Here is a 25560-nt window from a genome sequence, read left to right as displayed (position 1 = left end):
GCGCCTAGCGGGGTGAAGGCGGCTGCCACGGGGTCAGCCAGTCGGTGGCCGGCCAGTCCTCCAGGCCGGCGAGCAGTTCGTAGAGGGTGGCCCCGTCGATGCTCTCCCTGATGATGTCGCCGTGACCGGCGTGCCGGGCCAGTTCCTCGATCATGTGGAAGAACACCCACCGCACGGACCAGGCGGACACATCTTTGGGGAACCACGGCACATCGTGGGGAATGGGCACCGACGCACCGAGATCGGCGGTCTCGAGCAGGCGCATCGTCTCGGCATTCTGCTCATCGAAGGCGTGCAGAATGTCGGCCAGCCTTTCCTCGCCGCGCATGACGAACTCGTTCTCGTACTCTGCGGCTTGGCTGTCCATCGGGCGGCTGTCGCGGTCGCAGAGCTCAGGTGCGGCCGCGACCCGCTGCATCCAACCCCGCTGGCAGTTGGTGACGTGCTTGATCAGACCGCCCACCGACAGTGCGCTGACCGACGGGGTGGCGCGAGCCTGCTCGTCGGTCAGGCCGTAGGCGAGGGCGTGGAACGCGTACTGCTGGGCGGCGAGGTACTCCCGCAGTCCGGCGCGTTCGTCGGCTACGGGCGGGGGCATCGCGGGCATCTCAGGTTTCCTTCTGATGGGTGTGGATGTACAGGTCGCGCAGCAGTGCGATCTCGGCTCCGTGGTGGATCACCTCACGGTTGATGTGAAGCACGAGTTCGATCATCGGGTGCTCGGCCCAGTCGCCTCCGGCGGCGCCGACGGGCCGGGCGAGATCTGCCTCCGACAGCCGGCGCGCTCCGTCGTTCCAGCGACGGTAGGCCTCGTCGAGCTGCTGTAGCGCGGTGTCGGCATCGGCGGCGTACGACCAGGACAGGTAGTCGGCCGGCGGCCCGCCGAAATGCGCGTGATTCCGCATGGCCAGAACGCCGACGATGACGTGGGCCAGCTGCCACGCGATCGTCGTGACCGGTTCCGGCTGCGGCGGCGGGTGGCTGAAGTCGATGGACCCGTCTGGATGAAGGCTCCAGCACTTCGCCACGGGCTCCCAGAAGTACTCGTGATCGGTCAGACCCGTAAGGCGGGGACGCAGCTGTGTGCACCAATGGAAGTCGAGTTGATCGGCCAGTCGAGACGCCAGGTCGGTGGGCATGCACCCACTGTGACAGCCTTTGCGGACAGTTCCGGTCCTCGAAGTCGGGCAGACTTGTCGTATGGCGGAAACCACCGGACGGATCCTGCAGCTGCTCGGTCTGCTGCAGTCGCGCCGCGGGTGGAGCGGCCAGGAGCTGGCCGAGCGGTTGGGGGTGACCACGCGCAGCGTGCGCCGCGATGTCGAACGACTCAGGGAACTCGGCTACCCGGTGCATGCGAGTGCCGGCCACGGCGGCGGGTATCAGCTGGGTGCCGGCGCGGCGCTACCCCCGTTGCTGCTCGACCCCGACGAGGCGGTCGCGATGGCGGTGTGTCTGCGGGTCGCGGCGGGAGGCAGCGTGGCCGGGGTCGGCGAATCGGCGCTGCGGGCGCTGAGCAAGTTGGACCAGGTGATGCCGAGCCGGCTGCGGTCACAGGTCAGTGCGGTCCACGACGCGACGGTGACGCTCAGCTCGGCGACCGACACCCCCGTCGATCCCGACGTGCTGATGACACTGGCCAGAGCCTGCCGCGACCGCGAACACGTGACCGCCGGCTATGTCGACATCCGTGGAGCCGCCAGTTTTCGGCGTGTGGAGCCCTACCAGCTCGTCACGACCGGGCGACGCTGGTATCTGCTGTGCTACGACCGCGACAAGGCCGACTGGCGCAGCCTGCGCCTCGACCGGATGACCGATGTCAGTGCCGTGGGCAGCACCTTCGTCCCACGGCAAGCTCCGGACGCGGCGTCCTACGTACGCAGGGCCATCAGCTCGTCGCCGTATCCCTATATCGCGCGGGTGCGGTACTTCGCGCCCGCCGCACGGATCGCCCAGACGTTCTCCACCGCATCGGTCGACATCGAACCCGACGGGCCGCAGGCCTGCATCGTCACCACGGGGGCCGACGATCCCGAACGCATGGTCGCGTGGCTCGCCGTGCCAGGGTGCGACTTCGAGGTGCTCGAGCCGCCGGCAGTGGTGGCGGCGGCGCGTGCGGTGGCCGCACGCATCGCGCGGGCATGCCGACTGTCAGGCGTTGATGATCACCAGTCGCCGATGGCCGGGCCCACGGGGTAGCCGCCGCGGAAGCCCCTGGCCTTGCCACCCGGCACGGCCTTGATGTTGTCGCGGATCTCGCCCTGCGCGCTGATCTCGCCGGCGTCGGCCAGGCGGGTTTCGGAGATCCCGCGCGCCACGCCGTAGTCGTTGATGCGGATCACGGAGTTCTGCGAGGCCTGCCGGCTGGTCACGGTCGGGCTGGGGCCCACCTCGTCCACGTCCGCACCGGCAACGCCGCTTCCCACGCCGACGGACAGTGCGCCGGCGGCCAGACCGCCCAGGCCGATCAGGCCGGCTTTCTTGACTCCTCGGGCAAGGGCATCTGAAGGGCCGGTCATCAGCGATCTCCTCTGGTTTCGTGGCGGTGCGTGGCTACGTGACGAACGAAGTCCACATGCTGCCATAGATAGATCGGTTGATGTGCAGCAACTGTTACGACTCCCCGTCCGGGTAGGTCCGCGAGCGGATCGCCGGCATCGGCACCACCGGTCGCCCTACAGTGCTGGCGTGTCCGACCATGTGCTGGCGCTCGACATCGGCGGGACCAAGGTCGCCGCCGCTCTCGTCGACGACGCCGGACGGCTCACTCATCTCCGGCAGCGCCGGACCCCGCACGGCGATGCGGAGGCGCTGTGGGCCGTGATCGCCGCGCTGGTGCGCGAGGTCCGCGGCGCTGGTTCCGTGGTGGCGGTGGGCGTGGCATCAGCCGGTCCGGTCGACATCCCGGCCGGCACGATCAGTCCGATCAACATCGCGGGCGTGCGGGGCTTCCCGGTGGTGGACCGCCTCGGTGAGCTCACCGGGCTGCCGGTGCACCTCGGCGGCGACGGGCTGTGCATGGCAATGGGCGAGTCCCGTGCCGGCGCTGGGCGGGGCGCCCGATTCATGCTGGGCATGGTGGTGTCCACCGGTATCGGCGGAGGTCTCGTGCTCGACGGCATCCCGTACCACGGCCGCACCGGCAACGCCGGGCACGTCGGTCACGTGGTCGTCGACGCGGGCGGGCAGCCGTGTTCGTGCGGCGGTCGCGGCTGCGTCGAAACGGTGGCCTCGGGCCCGAACCTGGTGCGATGGGCCCGGGACAACGGGTGGCAGGCTGCGCCGGATGCCGACGCGAAGACGCTCGCCGCCGCCGCCGTGCGAGGTGACGACGTGGCGTTGCGCGCGTTCCGGCGCGGTGCCGGGGCGCTCGCCGCCGCCGTCGCCTCGGCCGCTGCGGTGGTCGACCTGGAACTCGTCGTCATCGGTGGGGGAGTCGCTCGGGCGGGCGCGGTGTTGTTCGATCCGTTGCGCGGCGCACTGGGGACGTACGCGGGACTCGACTTTCTGCGGGGCATCGAGGTGGTGCCCGCCGCACTCGGCGCCGACGCAGGCCTCGTCGGCGCCGCGGCTCTGGCCCGGGAGCGACGCTAGCGGCGGCGGTGTGCCAGACGCTCGGGTCCGCCGTTTTGGCTGATGGGCGTGCAGCGCGCTATTCTTGCCCAGTTCCACCGAAGACCGTCGGTTACCGAGTGATCGGTTGAAGGACCGGGCCAGCCCGGCGACCCACGCAGGAGGACGAGGCTGATCTTGTGTGCGCCCCGACCTGTCTGCGTCGGGGCGTTCGTGGTTTCCGGGGTTGATCCGGCTGCTCGGCGACGAGGGTCTGAGGCGGAACACTCGATACCAACCACGAGGAGGCATGCATGGCCAAGGATGACAAGGCCGCAGCGATTGCCGACATCGTCGAGCGGTTCAACTCGTCGACGGCGACGCTCGTCACCGAGTACCGCGGCCTCTCGGTCACCAGTCTGGCCGAGCTGCGCCGATCCCTCGGCGATTCCGCAAGCTATCGCGTCGCCAAGAACACGCTGGTCAAGCGTGCGGCGGCGGAGGCGGGCATCGAAGGACTCGACGAACTGTTCGTCGGTCCGACGGCGATCGCGTTCGTCAAGGGCGAGGCCGTCGACGCGGCCAAGGCGATCAAGACCTTCGCCAAGGATCACAAGGCGCTGGTCATCAAGGGTGGCTACATGGACGGCCGCCCGCTGAGCGTCGCCGAGGTCGAGGCGATCGCCGACCTCGAGTCCCGCGAGGTGCTGCTGGCCAAGATGGCCGGCGCGATGAAGGCCAACCTGTCCAAGGCTGCGGGCCTGTTCAACGCTCCGGCGTCGCAGGTTGCCCGCCTGGCCGCGGCGCTGCAGGAAAAGAAATCCGACGAGGAAGCCGCGTAGCGGCGTTCCGCACACCCCCAGCCACGAAGTAGAAACAAGGAAGGACCAATCATGGCCAAGCTGTCCACCGACGAATTGCTCGACGCTTTCAAAGAGCTGACCCTGCTCGAGCTGTCCGAGTTCGTCAAGAAGTTCGAGGAGACCTTCGAGGTCACCGCTGCGGCTCCGGTCGCCGTCGCCGCCGCCCCGGGTGCGGCCGGTGGCGGGGCCGCCGCTGAGGCCGCCGAGGAGCAGTCCGAGTTCGACGTCATCCTCGAGGGTGCCGGCGACAAGAAGATCGGCGTCATCAAGGTCGTCCGTGAGATCGTGTCCGGTCTGGGCCTCAAGGAGGCCAAGGATCTGGTCGACGGCGCTCCCAAGCCGCTGCTCGAGAAGGTCACCAAGGAGGCCGCCGACGACGCCAAGGCCAAGCTCGAGGCTGCCGGCGCGTCGGTCACCGTCAAGTAGTTCCGGGTTCCACCCGTCCCACCGGCGCATGACGTCGGTGTGGAGAACATTGAGCTGTGGGGCCGGTCTGGCAAACAGGCCGGCCCCACAGTCGTCTCCACGGCATCTCCGAGGCAGCGGTGTTCGCCGACCAAGTGTTCTCGGATGGGCCGGTAGGTTACAGTGACTCAAGCCACAGGCGGGGAGCGTGTGGTCGGAGTCCGGTATTGGCGAGAGGATTTTGCGTGGGCATTGGCATTCAGATCGAAGGCCTGACCAAGTCCTTCGGACCCCAGCGAATCTGGGAGGACGTCACCTTCGACCTCCCCGCTGGCGAAGTGAGCGTGCTGCTCGGGCCGTCCGGTACCGGTAAGTCGGTGTTCCTGAAGTCGCTGATCGGTCTGCTGCGTCCTGAGCGCGGAAAGATCATCGTCGACGGCACGAACATCATCGAGTGTTCCGCGAAAGAGCTCTACGAGATCCGCACGCTGTTCGGGGTGATGTTCCAGGACGGCGCACTGTTCGGCTCGATGAGCCTGTACGACAACACCGCTTTCCCGCTGCGCGAGCACACCAAGAAGAAGGAAAGCGAAATCCGTCAGATCGTGATGGAGAAGCTGGACCTCGTCGGTCTGGCCGGGGACGAGAACAAGTTCCCGGGCGAGATCTCCGGCGGTATGCGCAAGCGTGCCGGCCTGGCGCGGTCGCTGGTGCTCGATCCGCAGATCATCCTCTGCGACGAGCCGGACTCCGGTCTGGACCCGGTGCGTACCGCTTATCTGTCACAGCTGCTGATCGACATCAACGCCCAGATCGACGCGACGATCCTGATCGTGACGCACAACATCAACATCGCGCGCACGGTGCCCGACAACATGGGCATGCTGTTCCGCAAGAAGCTCGTCATGTTCGGTCCGCGGGAAGTGCTGCTGACCAGCGACGAGCCCGTCGTCAAGCAGTTCCTCAACGGTCGTCGTCTCGGCCCGATCGGCATGTCCGAGGAGAAGGACGAAGGCACGATGGCCGAAGAGCAGGCCATGGCCGACGCCGGTCACCACGACGGTGGCGTCGAGGAGATCGAGGGTGTGCCGCCCCAGATCCAGGCCACGCCGGGCATGCCCGAGCGTAAGGCCGTCGGGCGGCGTCAGGCCCGCGTCCGCGAGATCATGCACACGCTGCCGCCCGCGGCTCAGGAAGCCATTCGTGATGATCTCGAGGGCACCAACAAGTACCCGGTGCACGAGTTCAGCGACGACTCGACCCAGCGACATGCTGCGGATGACGCGCCGACCGGCCGCATCCCGGTCGCCGGCGAGCGCTGAGCACCTAGCTTTACGTCCAGACGGGCGCCGCGTGACACACGCGGCGCCCGTCGGCGTCTCTACTGCGCCTGACTGTCGGTGAGCGGCGGGGCGCCGCGCCTGCACTGGACGCGGCCCCGCACACCCCCGGTGCAGCTGCCGGACGAAGGCCTACCGCGCAGCCCGGCAACGCCCCGTCGCTGACGTGGGTGGTGCTGCCGCGCCGTGCCCCGCGACGACTGCGGTGGCTCGAACAGCGGTTTCCCCAATTGTGACCTGTCTCCAATTGCGCGCTCAGCTGCGATTACAGCAACTCGGCAAATATTGTCGAGGGAAATATCGCCACCATGTGTGGCGCCTGTGTCAATAGTTGCTGTTTTGCACAAGCGTGGCGCAATGTGGCGATACAGACGGCAGTCGAGTGTGCTCGTCGGCCGCAGTGGCGTACAGAAAGAACCGCAGGAACAGCGTCATTGCGAATTTCTTCCCGATTCGTCAATTTTCTGGCACGGCGCCCTTGCGGGTTGCTCTGCTCGGCTATACAGTTTGCCAGAATTGTCCGTTCAGGTCGCAGAAGTTGCTTGCCGGCTACCTGCGTTGCGACGGTCCGCGACTCTTGACAGGAGAAAGATGGTCGACCGCTATCGGGTCTGGCTGGGGGCAGGCTTTCTGGCGGGGGGAATGTCGGCGGCGATGCTGACCGGCGCGGGCATCGCGACCGCCGACGACGGTGCTTCGGCGGGATCGGAGTCGCAGCCGGCGTCGGGGTCGAAGGACTCCGGTGAGTCAGACCGGGACGCCTCGGGGCCGGGCAGGGCCACCTCGTCGACCGGCGCGGACAAGCCCGGCAAGCACCGCAAGGACGACGACGTCGATGCGGAGTCGGTGTCGGACGGCCAGGAACCGGACGGCCACGATGACGTGTCCGTCGACGATGGCGGCGGCAGCGACGTCGGCGGCGGCAGCGACCTCAGCGACGACGAACACCAGGACGACGAGGACGCCGACGACCTCGAGCAGGAGATCACCGACGACGGTGACGACGAGGTGGGCGATCACGGCGTCGGCGAGGATGCCGAAGCGTCCCCGCCTGAGACGTCACCCTCCGGCGAATCGGAGACCCCGGCCGACGACTCTGCCGGAGCTCCAGAGCGCTCGGACGACGCGACCGCGGAACCGGACGTCGACGACCCGTCCGCAGTCGCGCCTGACCCCGCGGCGGGGGACCTTCCGGTCGAGCAGACCGATGCTGCCGAGGCCGCACCGCCGTCCGCTGAGTCCGGAGAGGACGCCGGCGACGACGCGGTCACCACGCCGGACGCCGAGCCGTCGTCGTTCGTGACGAGTGTCGAGACCGACCTCGGGGCGACCGACGCCGCAGTCGTCATGCGCGCGGCCGCCGTGCAGGCACCCTGGCTGCAGGCCGTGCAGGACTTCGCCGAGATGCTCGACGACATCGGCACCGCCATCTACAACTTCTACACCGGCGCAATGCAGTTCCTCGCCGGCCCGGTGCGGGCGCCGCTGGGCAGCAACGTGCGGGTCGAGAGCTCGACGCTGCAGATCGGTGACGTCGAGGTGCCCGCCGACTGGTACTTCCCCGACACCGACAAGCCCGCCGGCATCATCTATCTGCAGCACGGGTTCATGGCCACGGCGTCGTTCTACAGCGCCACCGCGGCGTACCTGGCAGAGAAGACGCTGAGCATCGTCGTGGCACCGACCTTGACGTGGAACATCTTCGACATCGACGGTTATCCGCTGATGCTGTCCCGGACGCACCGGGCGGTCGCCGACCTGTTCACCGGTGACCGAGCGGCTCTGAACGCCAGCGCGCAAGCGGCCGGGTATCACAAGACCCTGCCGAGCCGGGTGGTCCTGGCCGGTCACTCCGCAGGTGGCGGGCTCGCCGTGGGCGTGGCCGGGTACCTGGCCGATCTGGATGCCACCGACGACCTCGCCGGTGTGGTCATGCTCGACGGCGTCGGGTTCGGCGACCACCTCAGCTCGGACCTGGCCAAGATCCCGCGAGACATCCCGGTCTACAACCTCGCCGGCGAACCGTACGGCTGGAACGACTTCGGTGGCGCCAGCACAGATCTCGCCGAGGCGCGTCCCGGGGAATTCACCGGTGTTCTCGTCAACGGTGGATTGCACGCCGACGCCATGCAGAGCAGCAGTCCGATGATCCAGTTCGCGTCCTACCTCGCGACCGGATTCTCCAAGCCGTGGAACGTCGCAGCGGGCGAGATGCTGTCTGCGGGATGGATCACCGACATGCTCTACGGCACCCACACGGCCCGCCTCTACGGCACGCCCGGCTCGATGCTCAACATCTTCACCGGCTGGTGGGTGCCGTCGGTGGCGCAGGTCTACCCCGTCGTGCACCAGTACGTCGGACCGCTCGACGTGCTTTTCACGTGTCTGTTGAACCCGGGGACCGTGCAGTGCACCTACGTCACGCCCGGTTACACGCGCCAGGCGTCGAAGGCGACCACCCGGGTGGCGTGATTCGACGCAAACTCCGGCGGCCGGTCCGGCGGCCGCGATAGGTTTCGCTGGATTTCCTGACGGGAGCTGCGATGTTCGACCGGTGGTCGGTGGTTGTGGGGGCCGGCGTCGTCGCCGCCGGAATGTCGGCAGCGATGCTGGGCGGAGCCGGACTGGCGCTCGCGGCCGTGGACGGGGCAACCGGCGGGGGCGCCGACGCGGCGGAAACACAGCCGAGCACGCGCCCGGACCCCGAGGACAAGGACGGCAGCACCGAGGCCTCCGCGTCGTCCGACGGTGCGGATCCGTCCGACCTCGCGGACGCTGTCGCCGAGGACGATTTCGGCGAGACCGATGATCTCGACGAGGGTGAGGCCGCTCCCGCTGACGACGGAGCCGTCGACGATGCGGACACCGGCGAGGCTGACGAGCCGCCGGCAGCGGTCGACGACGAGGCCGAGGACGCGAATATCCCCGAGGCCTCCGACGAGACTGATGGCGTCGACGACAGCGCCTCCGGGCGTGCGGCCGAGCCGGAAGGTGCCGCCGCGCCCGAGCGCGACGCGGAGCCGGAGCGCGACGCGGCGGAGACCGCAACGAACGAGCCGGTCGGCAACCCCACCGGCGACCCTGTCGTATCCAGCGACAGCGACAGCGACACCGGCTCCGGCACCGCGCCGGTCCCGGGGGAGGCCGCCGTCCCGGCCCCCTCAGCACCGTCGGCCGAGGCCGCGGCAGATCGCGCGCCCGTCGCCTCGCTGCGGTCCGTGCCGGCCTCGACGCAACTGGCCCTGACGTCGACGACGGCCGATGCCGACGACGCGACCAGTCACGCCGCCCCGCCCGCCCGGCAGACGCTGCTCAGCCTGCTGGGCACCATCGTGTTCAACGTCTACGGCGGATTGATCCGGGTGTTCGGTGGGCCCGCCCAGCTGCCCCGCGACAGCACCGTGACGGTGCGCAGCTCGACGCTGGAGATCGATTGCGGCGAGGGCTACGAGGTGCCCGCCGACTGGTACGTGCCGGCGGGGCCGACTCCGCAGCGGCTGGTCTATCTGCAGCACGGCTTCCTGGCTGCCGGACCGTTCTACAGCTACACCGCGGCCCGGCTGGCCGAGTCGACCAACAGCATCGTCGTCACGACTTCGCTGACGTCGAACTTCCTGGCCTGCGACGGCTGTTGGCTGGGCGGTTCGCCGATGCACCGCGCCGTCGCCGACCTGTTCGCCGACGGCAACACTGCGCTGGCGGAGAGCGCCCTGGCCGCCGGCTACAGCGCCACGCTGCTCGACGGCGTCGAGCAGGTCGCACTGACCGGACACTCGCTGGGCGGCGGGCTGGTCGCGGGCACTGCGGGCTACATGGTCGGCAACGGCAGCGCCGACCGGCTCGCCGGAGTCGTCATGCTCGACGGGGTGGGCTTCGGCTCGGTGGTCCCGGACGCGCTGGACGCGCTGCCCGATGACGTGCCCATCTACAACCTCGCCGGCCGGTCCTACTTCTGGAACATCAGCGGTGCGGCGAACACGGCCCTCAGCGACGCCCGCCCCGGTGAGTTCGTCGGGGTACGACTGGTCGACGGTCTGCACTCGGACACCATGCTGGGTGGCAACCCGCTGGTCCAGTTTGCGCTGTACCTCGTCACGGGGTTCTCGCGGGAGCAGAACATCGACGCCTCCGAGATCCTGAACGCAGCCTGGCTCAACGACATGTTCGCCGGTCAGGCCACCGCCCCCTACTACGGCGACCCGGGTGAGCTGCTGCAGATCGACACCCCGCGGGGGCTCGCGACCGCCTATGTGACCCCGGGCCCGGCGGAGCGCTTGAGTCTGATCGACCATCTGTTGACCTTCGGCGCGACCATCCTGTTCGGCATCGACTTCGCGACCTGTGCCGACGAGCCGGCAGAAAACGTGTCATTTTCTGGGCCGGACACGCTCCTATCTCTTGACGGAAGGACGAAACCGGGCCAATCTATTGGCCAGCATGTTTGCACGGGTTGAGATGGCCAGCCAGCGCCTGACCGCCCTCGCGTGGGCTTGTTGAGGAATACGCCGTCCTGCGGTACTGTTGGACGTTGCGCTGGCTGCATCCTGCCCACCCTCCATCACCGCGCTGATCACGTGGACCACGCCTGAGCCGAAACACCACGCTCAGTGATCTGGTCGCGTGCCGTGCGTCGGGGGTTCTCCGGGCTTGACGGGCCAGCCGAACCGACGCAGATATCGCGGCTCATAGGGATCCGGCTTGCCGGTCCCCCGAATGGTCGCATGAGGTGCTGGAAGGATGCATCTTGGCAGGGTCCCGCCAGATCAGTTCAGAAGTAGCTACCGATTACTCCGTTCCCGGAGCACCTAACCGAATTTCTTTCGCCAAGCTCCGTGAGCCGTTGAAGGTTCCCGGGCTGCTGGACGTCCAAACCGAGTCATTCGAGTGGCTGGTCGGCTCCGACGACTGGTTCCAGCGAGCCGTCGACCGCGGTGACGTGGAACCGCGCGGCGGTCTCCAGGAGGTGCTCGAAGAGCTGTCGCCGATCGAGGATTTCTCGGGCTCGATGTCCCTGTCGTTCTCCGATCCGCGCTTCGACGAGGTCAAGGCGCCCGTCGACGAGTGCAAAGACAAGGACATGACGTACGCGGCCCCGCTGTTCGTCACGGCCGAGTTCATCAACAACAACACCGGTGAGATCAAGAGCCAGACGGTCTTCATGGGTGACTTCCCGATGATGACCGAGAAGGGCACCTTCATCATCAACGGCACCGAGCGCGTCGTCGTGTCGCAGCTCGTCCGTTCGCCCGGTGTCTATTTCGACGAGAGCATCGACAAGTCCACCGAGAAGCTGCTGCACAGCGTCAAGGTGATCCCCGGCCGCGGCGCGTGGCTGGAGTTCGACGTCGACAAGCGCGACACCGTCGGCGTGCGCATCGACCGCAAGCGCCGCCAGCCGGTCACCGTGCTGCTCAAGGCGTTGGGCTGGACAAACGAGCAGATCACCGAGCGTTTCGGGTTCTCCGAGATCATGATGTCCACGCTGGAGAAGGACAACACGGCCGGCACCGACGAGGCGCTGCTCGACATCTACCGCAAGCTGCGCCCGGGCGAGCCGCCGACCAAGGAGTCCGCGCAGACGCTGCTGGAGAACCTGTTCTTCAAGGAGAAGCGCTACGACCTGGCCCGGGTGGGCCGCTACAAGGTCAACAAGAAGCTGGGTCTGCACTCCGGTGAACCGATCACCAGCTCGACGCTGACCGAAGAGGACATCGTCGCCACCATCGAGTACCTGGTGCGGCTGCACGCCGGGGACACCACGATGACGGTGCCCGGCGGAGTCGAGGTGCCCGTCGAGGTCGATGACATCGACCACTTCGGCAACCGTCGTCTGCGCACCGTCGGCGAGCTGATCCAGAACCAGATCCGGGTCGGCCTGTCGCGGATGGAACGCGTCGTGCGTGAGCGCATGACCACCCAGGACGTCGAGGCCATCACGCCGCAGACCCTGATTAACATCCGTCCCGTCGTGGCGGCGATCAAGGAGTTCTTCGGCACCAGCCAGCTGTCGCAGTTCATGGACCAGAACAACCCGCTGTCGGGTCTGACCCACAAGCGCCGCCTGTCGGCGCTGGGCCCCGGCGGTCTGTCCCGTGAGCGCGCCGGCCTCGAGGTCCGCGACGTGCACCCCAGCCACTACGGCCGGATGTGCCCGATCGAGACCCCGGAGGGCCCGAACATCGGCCTGATCGGCTCGCTGTCGGTGTACGCGCGGGTCAACCCGTTCGGGTTCATCGAGACGCCGTACCGCAAGGTCGTCGACGGTGTCGTCACCGATGACATCGTCTACCTGACCGCCGACGAGGAGGACCGCCACGTCGTGGCGCAGGCCAACTCGCCGCTGGATCCGGAATCGCAGCGCTTCACCGAGGACCGCGTCCTGGTCCGCCGCAAGGGCGGCGAGGTCGAGTACGTCTCGTCGGCCGAGGTGGACTACATGGACGTCTCGCCGCGCCAGATGGTGTCGGTCGCGACGGCGATGATCCCGTTCCTCGAACACGACGACGCCAACCGCGCCCTCATGGGTGCCAACATGCAGCGCCAGGCCGTTCCGCTGGTGCGCAGCGAGGCTCCGCTGGTCGGCACCGGGATGGAGTTGCGCGCCGCGATCGACGCGGGCGACGTCGTCGTCGCCGACAAGGCCGGCGTGATCGAGGAGGTCAGCGCCGACTACGTCACCGTGATGGCCGACGACGGCACCCGGCACACCTACCGGATGCGCAAGTTCGCCCGCTCCAACCACGGCACGTGCGCCAACCAGCGTCCGATCGTGGACGCCGGTCAGCGGGTCGAGGCGGGTCAGGTCATCGCCGACGGGCCGTGCACCGAGAACGGTGAGATGGCGCTGGGCAAGAACCTGCTCGTCGCGATCATGCCGTGGGAGGGCCACAACTACGAGGACGCGATCATCCTCAGCAACCGTCTGGTCGAAGAGGATGTGCTCACCTCGATCCACATCGAGGAGCACGAGATCGACGCCCGCGACACCAAGCTGGGCGCCGAGGAGATCACCCGGGACATCCCGAACGTCTCCGATGAGGTGCTGGCCGACCTCGACGAGCGCGGCATCGTCCGCATCGGCGCCGAGGTCCGCGACGGCGACATCCTGGTCGGCAAGGTCACCCCGAAGGGCGAGACCGAGCTGACCCCGGAGGAGCGGCTGCTCCGCGCGATCTTCGGTGAGAAGGCGCGCGAGGTCCGCGACACGTCGCTGAAGGTGCCGCACGGTGAGTCCGGCAAGGTCATCGGCATCCGCGTGTTCTCCCGTGAGGACGACGACGAGCTGCCCGCCGGCGTCAACGAGTTGGTGCGCGTCTACGTCGCGCAGAAGCGCAAGATCTCCGACGGCGACAAGCTGGCCGGACGCCACGGCAACAAGGGCGTCATCGGCAAGATCCTGCCCGTCGAGGACATGCCGTTCCTGCCTGACGGCACCCCGGTGGACATCATCCTGAACACCCACGGTGTGCCGCGTCGTATGAACATCGGCCAGATCCTGGAAACCCACCTCGGGTGGGTCGCCAAGGCCGGCTGGAACATCGACGTGGTGGGTGGCACGCCCGACTGGGCGTCGAACCTGCCGGAGGACCTGCTGTCGGCGCCGTCCGACAGCATCGTCGCCACCCCGGTGTTCGACGGTGCCCGCGAGAACGAGCTGTCGGGTCTGCTCGGTTCGACGCTGCCCAACCGCGACGGCGAGACGATGGTCAACTCCGACGGCAAGGCGGTGCTGTTCGACGGCCGCAGCGGAGAGCCGTTCCCGTACCCGGTGACGGTCGGCTACATGTACATCCTCAAGCTGCACCACCTGGTGGACGACAAGATCCACGCCCGCTCGACCGGTCCGTACTCGATGATCACCCAGCAGCCGCTGGGCGGTAAGGCGCAGTTCGGTGGTCAGCGCTTCGGTGAGATGGAGTGCTGGGCCATGCAGGCCTACGGCGCGGCCTACACGCTGCAGGAGCTGTTGACCATCAAGTCCGACGACACCGTCGGCCGGGTCAAGGTGTACGAGGCGATCGTCAAGGGCGAGAACATCCCCGAGCCGGGCATCCCCGAGTCGTTCAAGGTGCTGCTCAAGGAGCTGCAGTCGCTGTGCCTCAACGTCGAGGTGTTGTCGTCGGACGGCGCCGCGATCGAGATGCGTGACGGTGACGACGAGGACCTGGAGCGCGCTGCGGCCAACCTCGGCATCAACCTGTCCCGCAACGAGTCCGCGTCGGTTGAGGATCTCGCCTGATCCTCGAGCTCGCTTAAGTAGTGATTGTTTTCTAATCCCGAAAGGGGAAAGGGAGTTACGTGTTAGACGTCAACTTCTTCGATGAACTCCGCATCGGTCTGGCCACCGCGGACGACATCCGTAACTGGTCCTACGGTGAGGTCAAGAAGCCGGAGACCATCAACTACCGCACGCTCAAGCCGGAAAAGGACGGCCTGTTCTGCGAGAAGATCTTCGGACCGACTCGCGACTGGGAGTGCTACTGCGGCAAGTACAAGCGCGTCCGCTTCAAGGGCATCATCTGTGAGCGCTGCGGCGTCGAGGTGACCCGCGCCAAGGTGCGTCGTGAGCGGATGGGCCACATCGAGCTGGCCGCGCCGGTCACCCACATCTGGTACTTCAAGGGTGTGCCGTCGCGGCTCGGGTATCTGCTCGACCTGGCGCCCAAGGATCTCGAGAAGATCATCTACTTCGCGGCCTACGTCATCACCGCGGTCGACGACGAGATGCGGCACAACGAGCTGTCCACCCTCGAAGCCGAGATGGCGGTCGAGCGCAAGGCCGTCGAGGACCAGCGTGACGCCGACCTCGAGGCGCGGGCGCAGAAGCTCGAGGCCGACATGAAGGAGCTCGAGGACGAGGGCGCCAAGTCCGACGTCAAGCGCAAGGTGCGTGACGGCGGCGAGCGCGAGATGCGTCAGCTGCGCGACCGGGCCCAGCGCGAGCTGGACCGGCTCGAGGAGATCTGGACGACGTTCACCAAGCTGGCTCCCAAGCAGCTGATCGTCGACGAGTTGCTCTACCGCGAGCTGCAGGACCGCTACGGCGAGTACTTCGAGGGCGCCATGGGTGCCGAGTCGATCAAGAAGCTCATCGAGAACTTCGACATCGAGGCCGAGGCCGAGAACCTGCGCGAGGTCATCCGCAGCGGCAAGGGTCAGAAGAAGCTGCGCGCGCTCAAGCGCCTCAAGGTCGTCGCGGCCTTCCAGACCAACAGCAACTCGCCGATGGGCATGGTGCTCGACGCGGTTCCGGTGATCCCGCCGGAGCTGCGACCGATGGTTCAGCTCGACGGTGGCCGCTTCGCCACCTCCGACCTGAACGACCTGTACCGCCGCGTCATCAACCGCAACAACCGGCTCAAGCGTCTGATCGACCTCGGTGCGCCCGAGATCATCGTCAACAACGAGAAGCGCATGCTCCAGGAGTCGGTGGACGCGCTGTTCGACAACGGCCGCCGCGGCCGCCCGGTCACCGGACCGGGCAACCGTCCGCTGAAGTCGCTGTCGGATCTGCTCAAGGGCAAGCAGGGCCGGTTCCGGCAGAACCTGCTCGGTAAGCGTGTCGACTACTCGGGCCGTTCGGTCATCGTGGTCGGTCCGCAGCTCAAGCTGCACCAGTGCGGTCTGCCCAAGCTGATGGCGCTCGAGCTGTTCAAGCCGTTCGTGATGAAGCGCCTGGTCGACCTGAACCACGCGCAGAACATCAAGAGCGCCAAGCGCATGGTCGAGCGTCAGCGGCCCCAGGTGTGGGACGTCCTCGAAGAGGTCATCGCCGAGCACCCGGTGCTGCTCAACCGCGCGCCCACGCTGCACCGCCTCGGTATCCAGGCCTTCGAGCCGCAGCTGGTGGAGGGCAAGGCCATCCAGCTGCACCCGCTGGTGTGTGAGGCGTTCAACGCCGACTTCGACGGCGACCAGATGGCCGTGCACCTGCCGCTGAGCGCGGAGGCACAGGCCGAGGCCCGCATTTTGATGCTGTCCTCGAACAACATCCTGTCGCCGGCGTCGGGTCGTCCGCTGGCCATGCCCCGTCTGGACATGGTGACCGGTCTGTACTACCTGACCACCGAGATCGACGGTGACCTCGGCGAGTACACCGCTGCCGCCAAGGATCAGCCGGAGACCGGTGTGTTCAGCTCGCCGGCCGAGGCCATCATGGCGATGGACCGCGGTGCGCTGAGCGTGCGGGCCAAGATCCGGGTGCGGCTGACCCAGCTGCGTCCGCCCGCCGACGTCGAGGCCGAGTTGTTCCCGGACGGCTGGAAGCCCGGCGACGCCTGGACCGCGCACACCACGTTGGGCCGGGTGCTGTTCAACGAGCTGCTGCCGCCGACGTACGCGTTCGTCAACGAGCAGATGCACAAGAAGGTGCAGGCGCGGATCATCAACGATCTGGCCGAGCGCTTCCCGATGATCGTCGTCGCGCAGACCGTCGACAAGCTCAAGGACGCCGGCTTCTTCTGGGCGACCCGCTCCGGTGTGACGGTCTCCATGGCCGACGTGCTGGTGCCGCCGCAGAAGCAGGAGATCCTGGACCGGTACGAGACCGAGGCCGACGGCATCGAGAAGAAGTACCAGCGCGGCGCGCTCAACCACGACGAGCGCAACGAGGCACTGGTCAAGATCTGGCAGGACGCCACCGAAGAGGTCGGTGAGGCGCTGCGGGCGCACTACCCGAAGGACAACCCGATCATCACGATCGTGGATTCGGGCGCCACGGGTAACTTCACCCAGACGCGAACCCTGGCCGGCATGAAGGGTCTGGTGACCAACCCGAAGGGTGAGTTCATCCCGCGTCCGATCAAGTCCTCGTTCCGTGAGGGCCTGACGGTGCTGGAGTACTTCATCAACACCCACGGCGCCCGCAAGGGTCTGGCGGACACCGCGCTGCGTACCGCCGACTCGGGTTACCTGACCCGACGTCTGGTCGACGTGTCGCAGGACGTCATCGTGCGCGAGACCGACTGCGAGACCGAGCGGGGCATCAACGTCACGCTGGCCGAGCGCGCCGACGGTGCTGATGGGGGGGCTACGCTCGTCCGCGATCAGCACATCGAGACGTCGGCGTATGCCCGCACGCTGGCCACCGACGCGGTCGACGCCGACGGCAACGTGGTCGTCGAGCGTGGTCACGACCTGGGTGACCCGGCCATCGAGGCGCTGCTGGCCGCCGGTATCACCGAGGTGAAGGTCCGCTCCGTGCTGACCTGCGCGACCGGCACCGGCGTCTGCGCGATGTGCTACGGCCGTTCGATGGCGACCGGCAAGCTGGTCGACATCGGCGAGGCGGTCGGCATCGTGGCCGCGCAGTCCATCGGTGAGCCCGGCACGCAGCTGACGATGCGTACCTTCCACCAGGGCGGTGTGACCGGTGGCGCCGACATCGTCGGTGGTCTGCCGCGTGTGCAGGAGCTGTTCGAGGCTCGTGTTCCGCGCAACCGGGCCCCGATCGCCGACGTCTCCGGACGGGTGCAGCTGGAGGAGAGCGAGAAGTTCTACAAGATCACCATCGTTCCCGATGACGGGGGCGAGGAGGTCGTGTACGACAAGCTCTCCCGTCGTCAGCGCCTGAAGGTGTTCAAGCACGAGGACGGCTCCGAGCGTCTGCTGACCGACGGCGATCACGTCGAGGTGGGCCAGCAGCTGCTGGAAGGTTCGGCCGATCCGCACGAGGTGCTGCGCGTCCAGGGCCCCCGCGAGGTGCAGATCCACCTCGTCAAGGAGGTCCAGGAGGTCTACCGGGCCCAGGGTGTGTCGATCCACGACAAGCACATCGAGGTCATCGTGCGGCAGATGCTGCGTCGCGTGACGATCATCGATTCGGGTGCGACGGAGTTCCTGCCCGGTTCGCTGACCGAGCGTGCCGAGTTCGAGTCGGAGAACCGCCGGGTCGTCGCCGAGGGTGGCGAGCCCGCGGCCGGTCGTCCGGTGCTGATGGGTATCACGAAGGCGTCGCTGGCCACCGATTCGTGGCTGTCGGCGGCGTCGTTCCAGGAGACCACGCGCGTGCTGACCGATGCGGCGATCAACTGCCGCAGCGACAAGCTGCAGGGTCTGAAGGAGAACGTGATCATCGGCAAGCTGATCCCGGCCGGTACCGGCATCAACCGGTACCGCAACATCCAGGTGCAGCCGACCGAAGAGGCCCGTGCCGCGGCGTACACGATCCCGTCCTACGAGGATCAGTACTACAGCCCGGACTTCGGCCAGGCCACCGGCGCTGCGGTGCCGCTGGACGACTACGGCTACTCGGACTACCGGTAGTCAGTCTCGGAAATGCCCCCGCCTCTTCGGAGGCGGGGGCTTTTTCGTGCGCCTCTGCGCGCCGAGACAGTGGCGGTGCGCGCAGAGCGTGTGGCGGTGCGCGCCGAGCGTGGTGCGCGCGGGCCGCGAGTGCGCGCAGGCCGCGAGTGCGCGCGGGCCGCGGTGCGCGCAGGCCGCGGTGAGCTCCGGTCGCCTCTGCGCGCCGAGCGTGAAGTGTGTGCGACATCCGGTGCCCGTTTTCGCACAGGATTCACACTGGGCGAGCGTCGATACGGGGATCCGCTGTCGACGTTCGTGCCGCCAACGGTGCCGGAGCCGGTACGGGAGTCGGCCGCCGACGACCGTCCCGACGACTCCTCCCGCACAGGCGTGCTGTCCGGACTGCCGCCTAGACTCGGGGCCGTGTTGATCGGATCCCATGTCCACGGTGATGACCCCCTGGCGGCGGCCCAGTCAGACGGAGCCGATGTGGTGCAGTTCTTCCTCGGCAACCCGCAGAGCTGGAAGAAGCCGCCGCCCCGTGAGGATGCCGACGTGCTGAAGGCGTCGCCGATTCCGATCTACGTACACGCCCCCTACCTGATCAACGTGGCCTCGGCCAACAATCGGGTGCGGATCCCGTCCCGCAAGATCTTGCAGGACACCTGCAATGCCGCTGCGGCGGTCAACGCCACCGCCGTGATCGTGCACGGCGGCCACGCGGACGACAACGACATGGACGCCGGCTTCGAGCGCTGGGTCAAGGCACTGGACTACCTCGAGACCGACGTGCCCGTCTACCTGGAGAACACGGCAGGCGGAGATCACGCCATGGCCCGGCACTTCGACACCATCGCCAGACTGTGGGACCACATCGGCGACAAGGGCATCGGGTTCTGCCTGGACACCTGCCACGCCTGGGCTGCGGGTGAAGCGCTGATCGATGCAGTGGAGCGGATCCAGTCGATCACCGGCCGCATCGACCTGGTGCACTGCAACGACTCGCGGGATGCGGCCGGATCCGGGGCCGACCGGCACGCCAACTTCGGCACCGGCCAGATCGATCCCCAACTGCTTGTCGCGGTCGTCGAAGCCGCGGACGCGCCGGTCATCTGTGAAACCGCCGACGAGGGGCGCAAGGACGACATCGCGTTCCTGCGCGACAACCTTCGCTGATCCGGCTGATGGGTCACGCTCAGATCCCAGAACGAGCGTTGAACGGCGGGTAGCGGCGCGGTTAATTAGTCTGACCCGGGGAATGCCCTCCGTTCCCGCGTCGGAAGGCAGCCGTGTCCGTATCTGATCAGTCGTCGAGTGAGCTGGCGTCGGACCAGGGGTCCCCGGCCGATGTGGGTCGCGACGGCTGGTTGCGCGTCGCCCGGTGGGTGGCTGTCGCGGTGTGGGCGACCGTCATCGTGTGGCGCACCGTCACCGACGGCTTCGCCTTCAACCGCGAGTTGCTGCTGCTCTACATCTGCACAGGTCTGGTGGCGGCGAGCATCGGGCAGGGTCGCCGCGTGCTCTATGTGGTGCGCGACTGGCTGCCGTTCGCCGTGGTCCTGCTGGCCTACGACCTGAGCAGAGGAGCGGCCTCCGTCGTGGGCCGTCCGACCCTGTGGCAATGGCAGGCCGACGTGGATCGGTGGATGTTCTTCGGCGTGATGCCGACCGTATGGCTGCAGGAACGTCTGAAGCTGCCGCACCCGCCGTGGTGGGAAGTGGTCATCAGCAGCGTCTACATGTCGTTCTTCATCCTGCCGTACGTGATCGCCGGTGCCCTGTGGCTGCGCAACCGCGACGAGTGGAAGGCCTTCGTCCGGCTGTTCGTGACGCTGTCGTTCACGGCGCTGGTCATCTACGCGTTGGTGCCGGCGGCACCCCCGTGGGCGGCGGCGCGCTGCACGGCGGCAGATGTCGACGGCGGTCCGTCGGGGCCGCGCTGCATGTTCCGCTCGGCCCGCGGCGTGGAAGACGGGGGTCTACTCGGCGCGATGCAGGTATCCCAGGACGGCGCGAACGGCTGGATCGAGCGCATCGTCGGGCGGGGCTGGGGCAAGCTGAACCTGCATTCGGCCAGTGCACTGATCGATCAGGGGCAAGCCAGCGTCAATCTGGTGGCGGCGATCCCGTCGCTGCATGCCGGGCTGTCGGCAGCCATCGCGGTGTTCCTGTGGAACCGCGTTCAGCGCCGCTGGCGACCGGTGCTGGTGGCCTATCCGTTGACCATGGCGTTCACGCTGGTCTACACCGCTGAGCATTACGTCGTCGACATCCTGTTGGGCTGGGTGCTGGCCGCGGTCGTGCTCACGGGGCTCACCCGGTGGGACGCGATGCGCGCGGCGCGGCGTAACCGGCGCGACGCTGTCCCGTCGCGTGAGCCGGCCCCGCTAGAGCTGCGTGAGATAGACCTTGCGCAGAGTCTCGTGCACCGTCCACACCGTCTGCGTCGCCGCCGCGAGCCGAACGACGTCGCCGGGGCCGAGGCGCAGCGACGGGCTGCCGTCGACGAAGTCAACGCTGGCTGAGCCCGACAGGACGACGAACACCTCGTCGGCCTCGATGTCCCGCATGACGCCGGGGGTCATCTCCCATATCCCGACCTCGAGCCCGCCGAAGTCGGTCAGCGTCGCGGCTGCGGTGCTGGGCGTCCCGTCGACGCGTTGATCGGCCGGAACGGGTTCCGGTTCGAGGTGCAGGGAGCTGGCCGCCACGACGGAGTTGGGCTTCATCGGACAAGTATGCGGACACCGGTGCGCATTCACCGGCGCGCGGTCGCTGCATGCGAGGTCACTGCCCGCGAGGTCACTGCACGCGCAGCCGCCGTGCGGTCATCGGCGCGTTCACCGGCCGCGAGCGGGCGTTGACTGCCAGAAATTGCGAGCGTTTCGCCGCGCAGACGCGCACTCACGGAAATGCCCGGTCATCGTATTACAGTTTGTTGTGCGACTGCAGAAAAGATGTAACACTGCCACCATGGCTGCTTCCGACACGCATGTCGTCACCAACCAGGTTCCGCCGCTGGAGAACTACAACCCGGCCACCTCGCCCGTCCTGGCCGAGGCGCTGATCCGCGAAGGCGGTCAATGGGGCACCGACGAGGTGTTCGAACTGGGCGCACTCTCGGGTTCGGCGCAGGCTCAACGATGGGGCGAGCTGGCCGATCGCCACCGTCCGGTGCTGCACACCCACGACAGCGTCGGTCACCGCGTCGACGAGGTCGAGTACGACCCCGCCTATCACGAGCTGATGAGAGTGGCGGTCGGCCACGGCCTGCACGCCGCCCCCTGGGCGGATGACCGGCCGGGTGCGCACGTGGTGCGGGCGGCCAAGACCTCGGTGTGGACCCCCGAACCGGGCCACATCTGCCCGATCTCGATGACCTACGCCGTGGTGCCGGCGCTGCGTCACAACCCCGAACTGGCGGCCGTCTACGAACCGCTGCTGACCAGCCGCGCCTACGATCCGGTGCTTGCCGTACCCACGACGAAGGCGGGCATCACCGCAGGCATGTCGATGACCGAGAAGCAGGGCGGCTCCGACGTGCGGGCCGGCACCACGCAGGCGGTGCCGAACGGTGACGGGACCTACCGGCTCACCGGACACAAGTGGTTCACCTCCGCGCCGATGTGCGACATCTTCCTGGTGCTCGCCCAAACAGCCGGGGGCGAGCGAAGCGACGGGGGATTGAGCTGCTTCTTCCTGCCCCGGATCCTCCCCGACGGCAGCCGCAACCGGATGTTCCTGCAGCGGCTGAAGGACAAACTGGGCAACCACGCCAACGCGTCCAGTGAGGTCGAGTACGACGGCGCCACCGCGTGGCTCGTCGGCGAGGAGGGTCGCGGGGTGGCGACCATCATCGAGATGGTCAACCTGACCCGGCTGGATTGCACGCTGGGTAGTGCGACCAGCATGCGAAACGGCCTCACCCGCGCGATCCACCACGCGCAGCACCGAAAAGCCTTCGGCGCCTACCTGATCGATCAGCCGTTGATGCGCAATGTGCTGGCCGATCTCGCTGTCGAGGCCGAGGCGGCGACGATGCTGGCGATGCGGATGGCCGGCGCCACCGACCGGGCGGTGCGCGGCGACGAGCGGGAGACACTGCTGCGCCGCATCGGTCTGGCCGCGGCCAAGTACTGGGTGTGCAAGCGGGCGACCCCGCACGCCGCCGAGGCGATGGAGTGCCTCGGCGGCAACGGCTACGTCGAGGACTCCGGGATGCCGCGGCTCTACCGCGAAGCACCGCTGATGGGGATCTGGGAGGGCTCCGGCAACGTCAGCGCGCTGGACACCCTGCGCGCGATGGCGACCAAGCCCGAATGCATCGACGTGCTGTTCGACGAGCTCGCCGGCACCGAGGGGCAGGACGTCCGGCAGGATCGCCGCGTGGCGGAGCTCAAGGCGTCTCTCGGCGACGCCGAGACGATTCAGTACCGGGCCCGCAAGGTGGCCGAGGACATCTCGCTGGCGCTGCAGGGCTCGTTGCTGCTGCGCCACGGTCACCCGGCGGTGGCCGATGTGTTCCTCGCGAGCCGGCTGGGCGGACAGTGGGGCGGGGCGTTCGGCACGCTGCCCACCGGCCTGGACCTCGCGCCGGTCCTCGAACGAGCCATGGTCAAGGCGTGAGCACGCGCGAGATGCCAGAACTGCGCGGCCTGTGGTGTGCCGACGCGCGCGCTGGCGGGGACATGGTGACTTCATGACCCACGCGATCAGGCCCGTCGACTTCGACGATCTGAAGACGATGACCTACGAGGTCACCGACCGGGTCGCCCGCATCACGTTCAACCGCCCGGAGAAGGGCAACGCGATCATCGCCGACACGCCGCTGGAACTCTCGGCGCTGGTGGAGCGGGCCGACCTGGATCCCGACGTGCACGTCATCCTGGTGTCGGGGCGCGGCGAAGGATTCTGCGCCGGATTCGACCTGTCCGCCTACGCCGAGGGATCGTCGTCGGCCGGCGGTGGCAGCCCCTACCGCGACACCGTGTTGTCGGGCCGGACGCAGGCCGTCAACCATCTGCCCGATCAACCGTGGGACCCGATGATCGACTATCAGATGATGAGCCGGTTCGTCCGCGGGTTCTCCAGCCTCATGCACGCCGACAAGCCGACGGTCGTCAAGATCCACGGGTACTGCATCGCCGGGGGCACCGACATCGCCCTGCACGCCGACCAGGTGATCGCCGCTGCCGACGCCAAGATCGGTTACCCGCCGACCCGGGTGTGGGGGGTGCCGGCCGCCGGGATGTGGGCGCACCGCCTGGGTGATCAACGCGCCAAACGGCTTCTGCTGACCGGCGACTGCCTCACCGGGGCGCAGGCCGCCGAGTGGGGACTCGCCGTCGAGGCACCCGACGCCGCGGATCTCGACGAGCGCACCGAACGGCTGGTGCAGCGCATTGCCGCGGTTCCGGTCAACCAGCTGATCATGGTCAAGCTCGCGATGAACAGCGCGCTGTACAACCAGGGCGTGGCCAACAGCGCGATGATCTCCACCGTGTTCGACGGCGTCGCCCGACACACCCCCGAAGGGCACGCGTTCGTCGCCGACGCCCGCGAGCACGGCTTCCGTGACGCCGTGCGCCGCCGCGACGAGCCGTTCGGCGACCACGGCCGGAAGGCTTCCGGGGTGTGACGGTGGCGACCCTGTCGCGGATGACCGCTCGCTCGGTGGTGCTCAGCGTGCTGCTGGGTGCCCACCCCGCTTCGGCCACAGCGAGCGAGTTGCTCAGGCTGACAGCGGATTTCGACCTCAAAGAGCCGACTGTGCGGGTCGCGCTGACCCGCATGGTGGGGGCGGGGGACCTGGTGCGGTCCGCGGACGGCTACCGGCTGTCCGACCGCCTGCTGGCCCGGCAGCGACGCCAGGACGACGCCATCGACCCGCACACCCGCCCCTGGGACGGTTCGTGGCGGACGGTGGTGATCACCGGCGTCGGCGGTGACGCGCGTACCCGCGCCGCGCTGCGAACGGCCCTGCAGGACCGGCGGTTCGGCGAACTGCGCGAAGGGGTGTGGATGCGTCCGGCCAACCTGGACATCGATACCGACCCGGAGCTGAGCGACCGGGTCCGGACGCTGACGGCCCGCGACGACGCTCCGGCTCAGCTGGCGGCACTGCTGTGGGATCTGCCCGCGTGGGCGCGCTCCGGACACGCCCTGCTCGACGAGATGGCCTCGGCGCCCGACATTCCCGCACGCTTCGTCGTCGCGGCGGGCATCGTCCGGCACCTGCTCACCGATCCGGTGCTGCCCGACGAGCTGCTACCGGCGGCCTGGCCCGGCGCCGCACTGCGCCGCGCCTACCACGACTTCGCCGCCGAACTGGTCGCGCGGCGTGACGATGTCGACCTGATGGAGGCGAAATGACCGATTCGGCAGGCGGGGTGCGCGTCGAGAGGAACGGCGCGGTCACCACGGTCATCATGGACCGCCCGCACGCGCGCAACGCCGTCAACGGCCCGGCCGCCGCCGAGTTGCACGCCGCGTTCGACGACTTCGATTCCGACGACAGCGCCGCCGTCGCGGTGCTGTGGGGTGACAACGGCACCTTCTGCGCCGGAGCCGATCTCAAGGCGTTCGGTACCGCTGAGTCCAATCCCGTGCACCGCAGCGGTCCCGGCCCGATGGGGCCCAGCCGGATGGTGTTGTCCAAGCCGGTGATCGCGGCGATCAGCGGCTTCGCCGTCGCCGGAGGGCTGGAACTGGCGCTGTGGGCCGATCTGCGGGTGGTCGAGGAGGACGCCACCATGGGGGTGTTCTGCCGGCGTTGGGGGGTGCCGCTGATCGACGGCGGCACCGTACGGCTGCCCCGCCTGATCGGGCACAGCCGGGCGATGGACCTGATCCTGACCGGCCGTGCCGTAGGAGCCGAGGAAGCCCTGGCGATCGGGTTGGCCAACCGGGTGGTGCCCACCGGCCAAAGCCGGGACAAGGCCGAGGAACTGGCCGCCGAACTCGCCGGCCTACCTCAGCAGTGCCTGCGCGCGGACCGCCTGTCGGTGCTGCACCAATGGGGCCGGTCCGAGGCCGAGGCGATGGACTTCGAGTTCGGCAGCATGTCCCGGGTGGCGGCCGAATCGCTCGAGGGTGCTTCCCGGTTCGCGGCCGGCGCCGGCCGTCACGGCGCCAAGGCCTGAGAGCCCTATGTCAAG

The 25560-nt window shown here is 68.0% G+C and carries 18 protein-coding genes and 1 pseudogene; 15 read left to right on the top strand and 4 right to left on the bottom strand.

All coding sequences use genetic code 11. The features are described 5' to 3' along the window. Nucleotides 1–4: 4 nt before the first annotated feature. Both J3476_RS01430 and J3476_RS01425 read right to left on the bottom strand, forming a co-directional pair. The gene (locus J3476_RS01430) at nt 5–607 is read right to left on the bottom strand and encodes a DinB family protein (RefSeq protein WP_207064842.1); all 603 of its coding nucleotides are present in this window, start codon (nt 605–607) and stop codon (nt 5–7) included. A 1-nt stretch (nt 608) separates the two neighbouring features. Further along, the gene (locus tag J3476_RS01425; protein WP_207064841.1) at nt 609–1139 is read right to left on the bottom strand and encodes a DinB family protein; all 531 of its coding nucleotides are present in this window, start codon (nt 1137–1139) and stop codon (nt 609–611) included. A gap of 61 nt (nt 1140–1200) precedes the next feature. Here J3476_RS01425 and J3476_RS01420 point away from each other — a divergent pair, with 61 nt between their 5' ends. After that, nucleotides 1201–2199 (top strand): YafY family protein, encoded by a 999-nt coding sequence (locus J3476_RS01420; protein ID WP_207064840.1) that lies wholly within the window; start codon nt 1201–1203, stop codon nt 2197–2199. Here the strand turns inward: J3476_RS01420 and J3476_RS01415 are convergent. Then, nucleotides 2166–2519 carry a hypothetical protein gene (locus tag J3476_RS01415; protein WP_207064839.1) on the bottom strand — a complete coding sequence of 118 codons (354 nt, stop codon included), beginning with the start codon at nt 2517–2519 and terminating at the stop codon, nt 2166–2168. The genes J3476_RS01420 and J3476_RS01415 overlap by 34 nt on opposite strands. A gap of 169 nt (nt 2520–2688) precedes the next feature. On the opposite strand from J3476_RS01415, the gene J3476_RS01410 reads away from it, so the two are divergent. From J3476_RS01410 to J3476_RS01365, 10 genes are all read left to right on the top strand, one after another. Further along, entirely contained in the window at nt 2689–3594 is a 906-nt protein-coding gene (locus J3476_RS01410; RefSeq protein ID WP_207064838.1) for an ROK family protein, read from the top strand. A 272-nt stretch (nt 3595–3866) separates the two neighbouring features. Next, nucleotides 3867–4394 (top strand): 50S ribosomal protein L10, encoded by a 528-nt coding sequence (gene rplJ, locus J3476_RS01405; RefSeq protein WP_152515659.1) that lies wholly within the window; start codon nt 3867–3869, stop codon nt 4392–4394. Nucleotides 4395–4445: 51 nt separating this feature from the next. Continuing rightward, nucleotides 4446–4841, top strand: coding sequence for a 50S ribosomal protein L7/L12 (rplL, locus tag J3476_RS01400; protein WP_152515660.1), 396 nt, complete (start codon nt 4446–4448; stop codon nt 4839–4841). 224 nt (nt 4842–5065) lie between these two features. Next, a complete protein-coding gene (locus J3476_RS01395) occupies nt 5066–6142 on the top strand; it encodes an ABC transporter ATP-binding protein (protein ID WP_207064837.1) in 1077 nt (358 codons plus the stop codon). A gap of 609 nt (nt 6143–6751) precedes the next feature. Beyond that, on the top strand, nt 6752–8632 hold the full coding sequence (locus J3476_RS01390) for an alpha/beta hydrolase (protein WP_207064836.1): 1881 nt from the start codon (nt 6752–6754) through the stop codon (nt 8630–8632). Between the two features lie 71 nt (nt 8633–8703). Next, nucleotides 8704–10614, top strand: coding sequence for a hypothetical protein (locus tag J3476_RS01385; protein ID WP_207064835.1), 1911 nt, complete (start codon nt 8704–8706; stop codon nt 10612–10614). 272 nt (nt 10615–10886) lie between these two features. Then, complete coding sequence (locus J3476_RS01380; protein ID WP_207064834.1) at nt 10887–14399, top strand: DNA-directed RNA polymerase subunit beta; 3513 nt, start codon at nt 10887–10889, stop codon at nt 14397–14399. A 59-nt stretch (nt 14400–14458) separates the two neighbouring features. Next, entirely contained in the window at nt 14459–18424 is a 3966-nt protein-coding gene (locus tag J3476_RS01375; protein WP_207064833.1) for a DNA-directed RNA polymerase subunit beta', read from the top strand. 402 nt (nt 18425–18826) lie between these two features. Next, nucleotides 18827–19579 (top strand): deoxyribonuclease IV, encoded by a 753-nt coding sequence (locus tag J3476_RS01370; RefSeq protein ID WP_207064832.1) that lies wholly within the window; start codon nt 18827–18829, stop codon nt 19577–19579. A 173-nt stretch (nt 19580–19752) separates the two neighbouring features. Then, nucleotides 19753–20928, top strand: coding sequence for a phosphatase PAP2 family protein (locus J3476_RS01365; RefSeq protein WP_307726958.1), 1176 nt, complete (start codon nt 19753–19755; stop codon nt 20926–20928). On the opposite strand, the pseudogene J3476_RS27760 reads toward J3476_RS01365, so the two are convergent. Beyond that, nucleotides 20866–21132, bottom strand: a pseudogene (locus tag J3476_RS27760) (cupin domain-containing protein); the annotation flags it as partial. The gene J3476_RS01365 and the pseudogene J3476_RS27760 overlap by 63 nt on opposite strands. Before the next feature lie 244 nt (nt 21133–21376). Here J3476_RS27760 and J3476_RS01360 point away from each other — a divergent pair. The 4 genes from J3476_RS01360 (at nt 21377) to J3476_RS01345 (ending at nt 25545) form a co-directional block, all read left to right on the top strand. Continuing rightward, entirely contained in the window at nt 21377–23029 is a 1653-nt protein-coding gene (locus J3476_RS01360) for an acyl-CoA dehydrogenase family protein (protein ID WP_207064830.1), read from the top strand. Nucleotides 23030–23102: 73 nt separating this feature from the next. Continuing rightward, nucleotides 23103–24041: a crotonase/enoyl-CoA hydratase family protein gene (locus J3476_RS01355; protein WP_207064829.1), complete on the top strand. Its 939-nt coding sequence runs from the start codon at nt 23103–23105 to the stop codon at nt 24039–24041. An 11-nt stretch (nt 24042–24052) separates the two neighbouring features. Further along, a complete protein-coding gene (locus tag J3476_RS01350; protein WP_207064921.1) occupies nt 24053–24775 on the top strand; it encodes a PaaX family transcriptional regulator C-terminal domain-containing protein in 723 nt (240 codons plus the stop codon). Next, complete coding sequence (locus tag J3476_RS01345; RefSeq protein WP_207064828.1) at nt 24772–25545, top strand: crotonase/enoyl-CoA hydratase family protein; 774 nt, start codon at nt 24772–24774, stop codon at nt 25543–25545. Before J3476_RS01350 ends, J3476_RS01345 begins: the two co-directional genes overlap by 4 nt. Nucleotides 25546–25560: the final 15 nt, after the last annotated feature.

Origin of the sequence: Mycobacterium sp. PO1 (assembly GCF_017312405.1) — a bacterium.
Classification (GTDB): Bacteria; Actinomycetota; Actinomycetes; order Mycobacteriales; family Mycobacteriaceae; genus Mycobacterium.
This window is presented reverse-complemented; position numbering and strand designations above follow the sequence as displayed.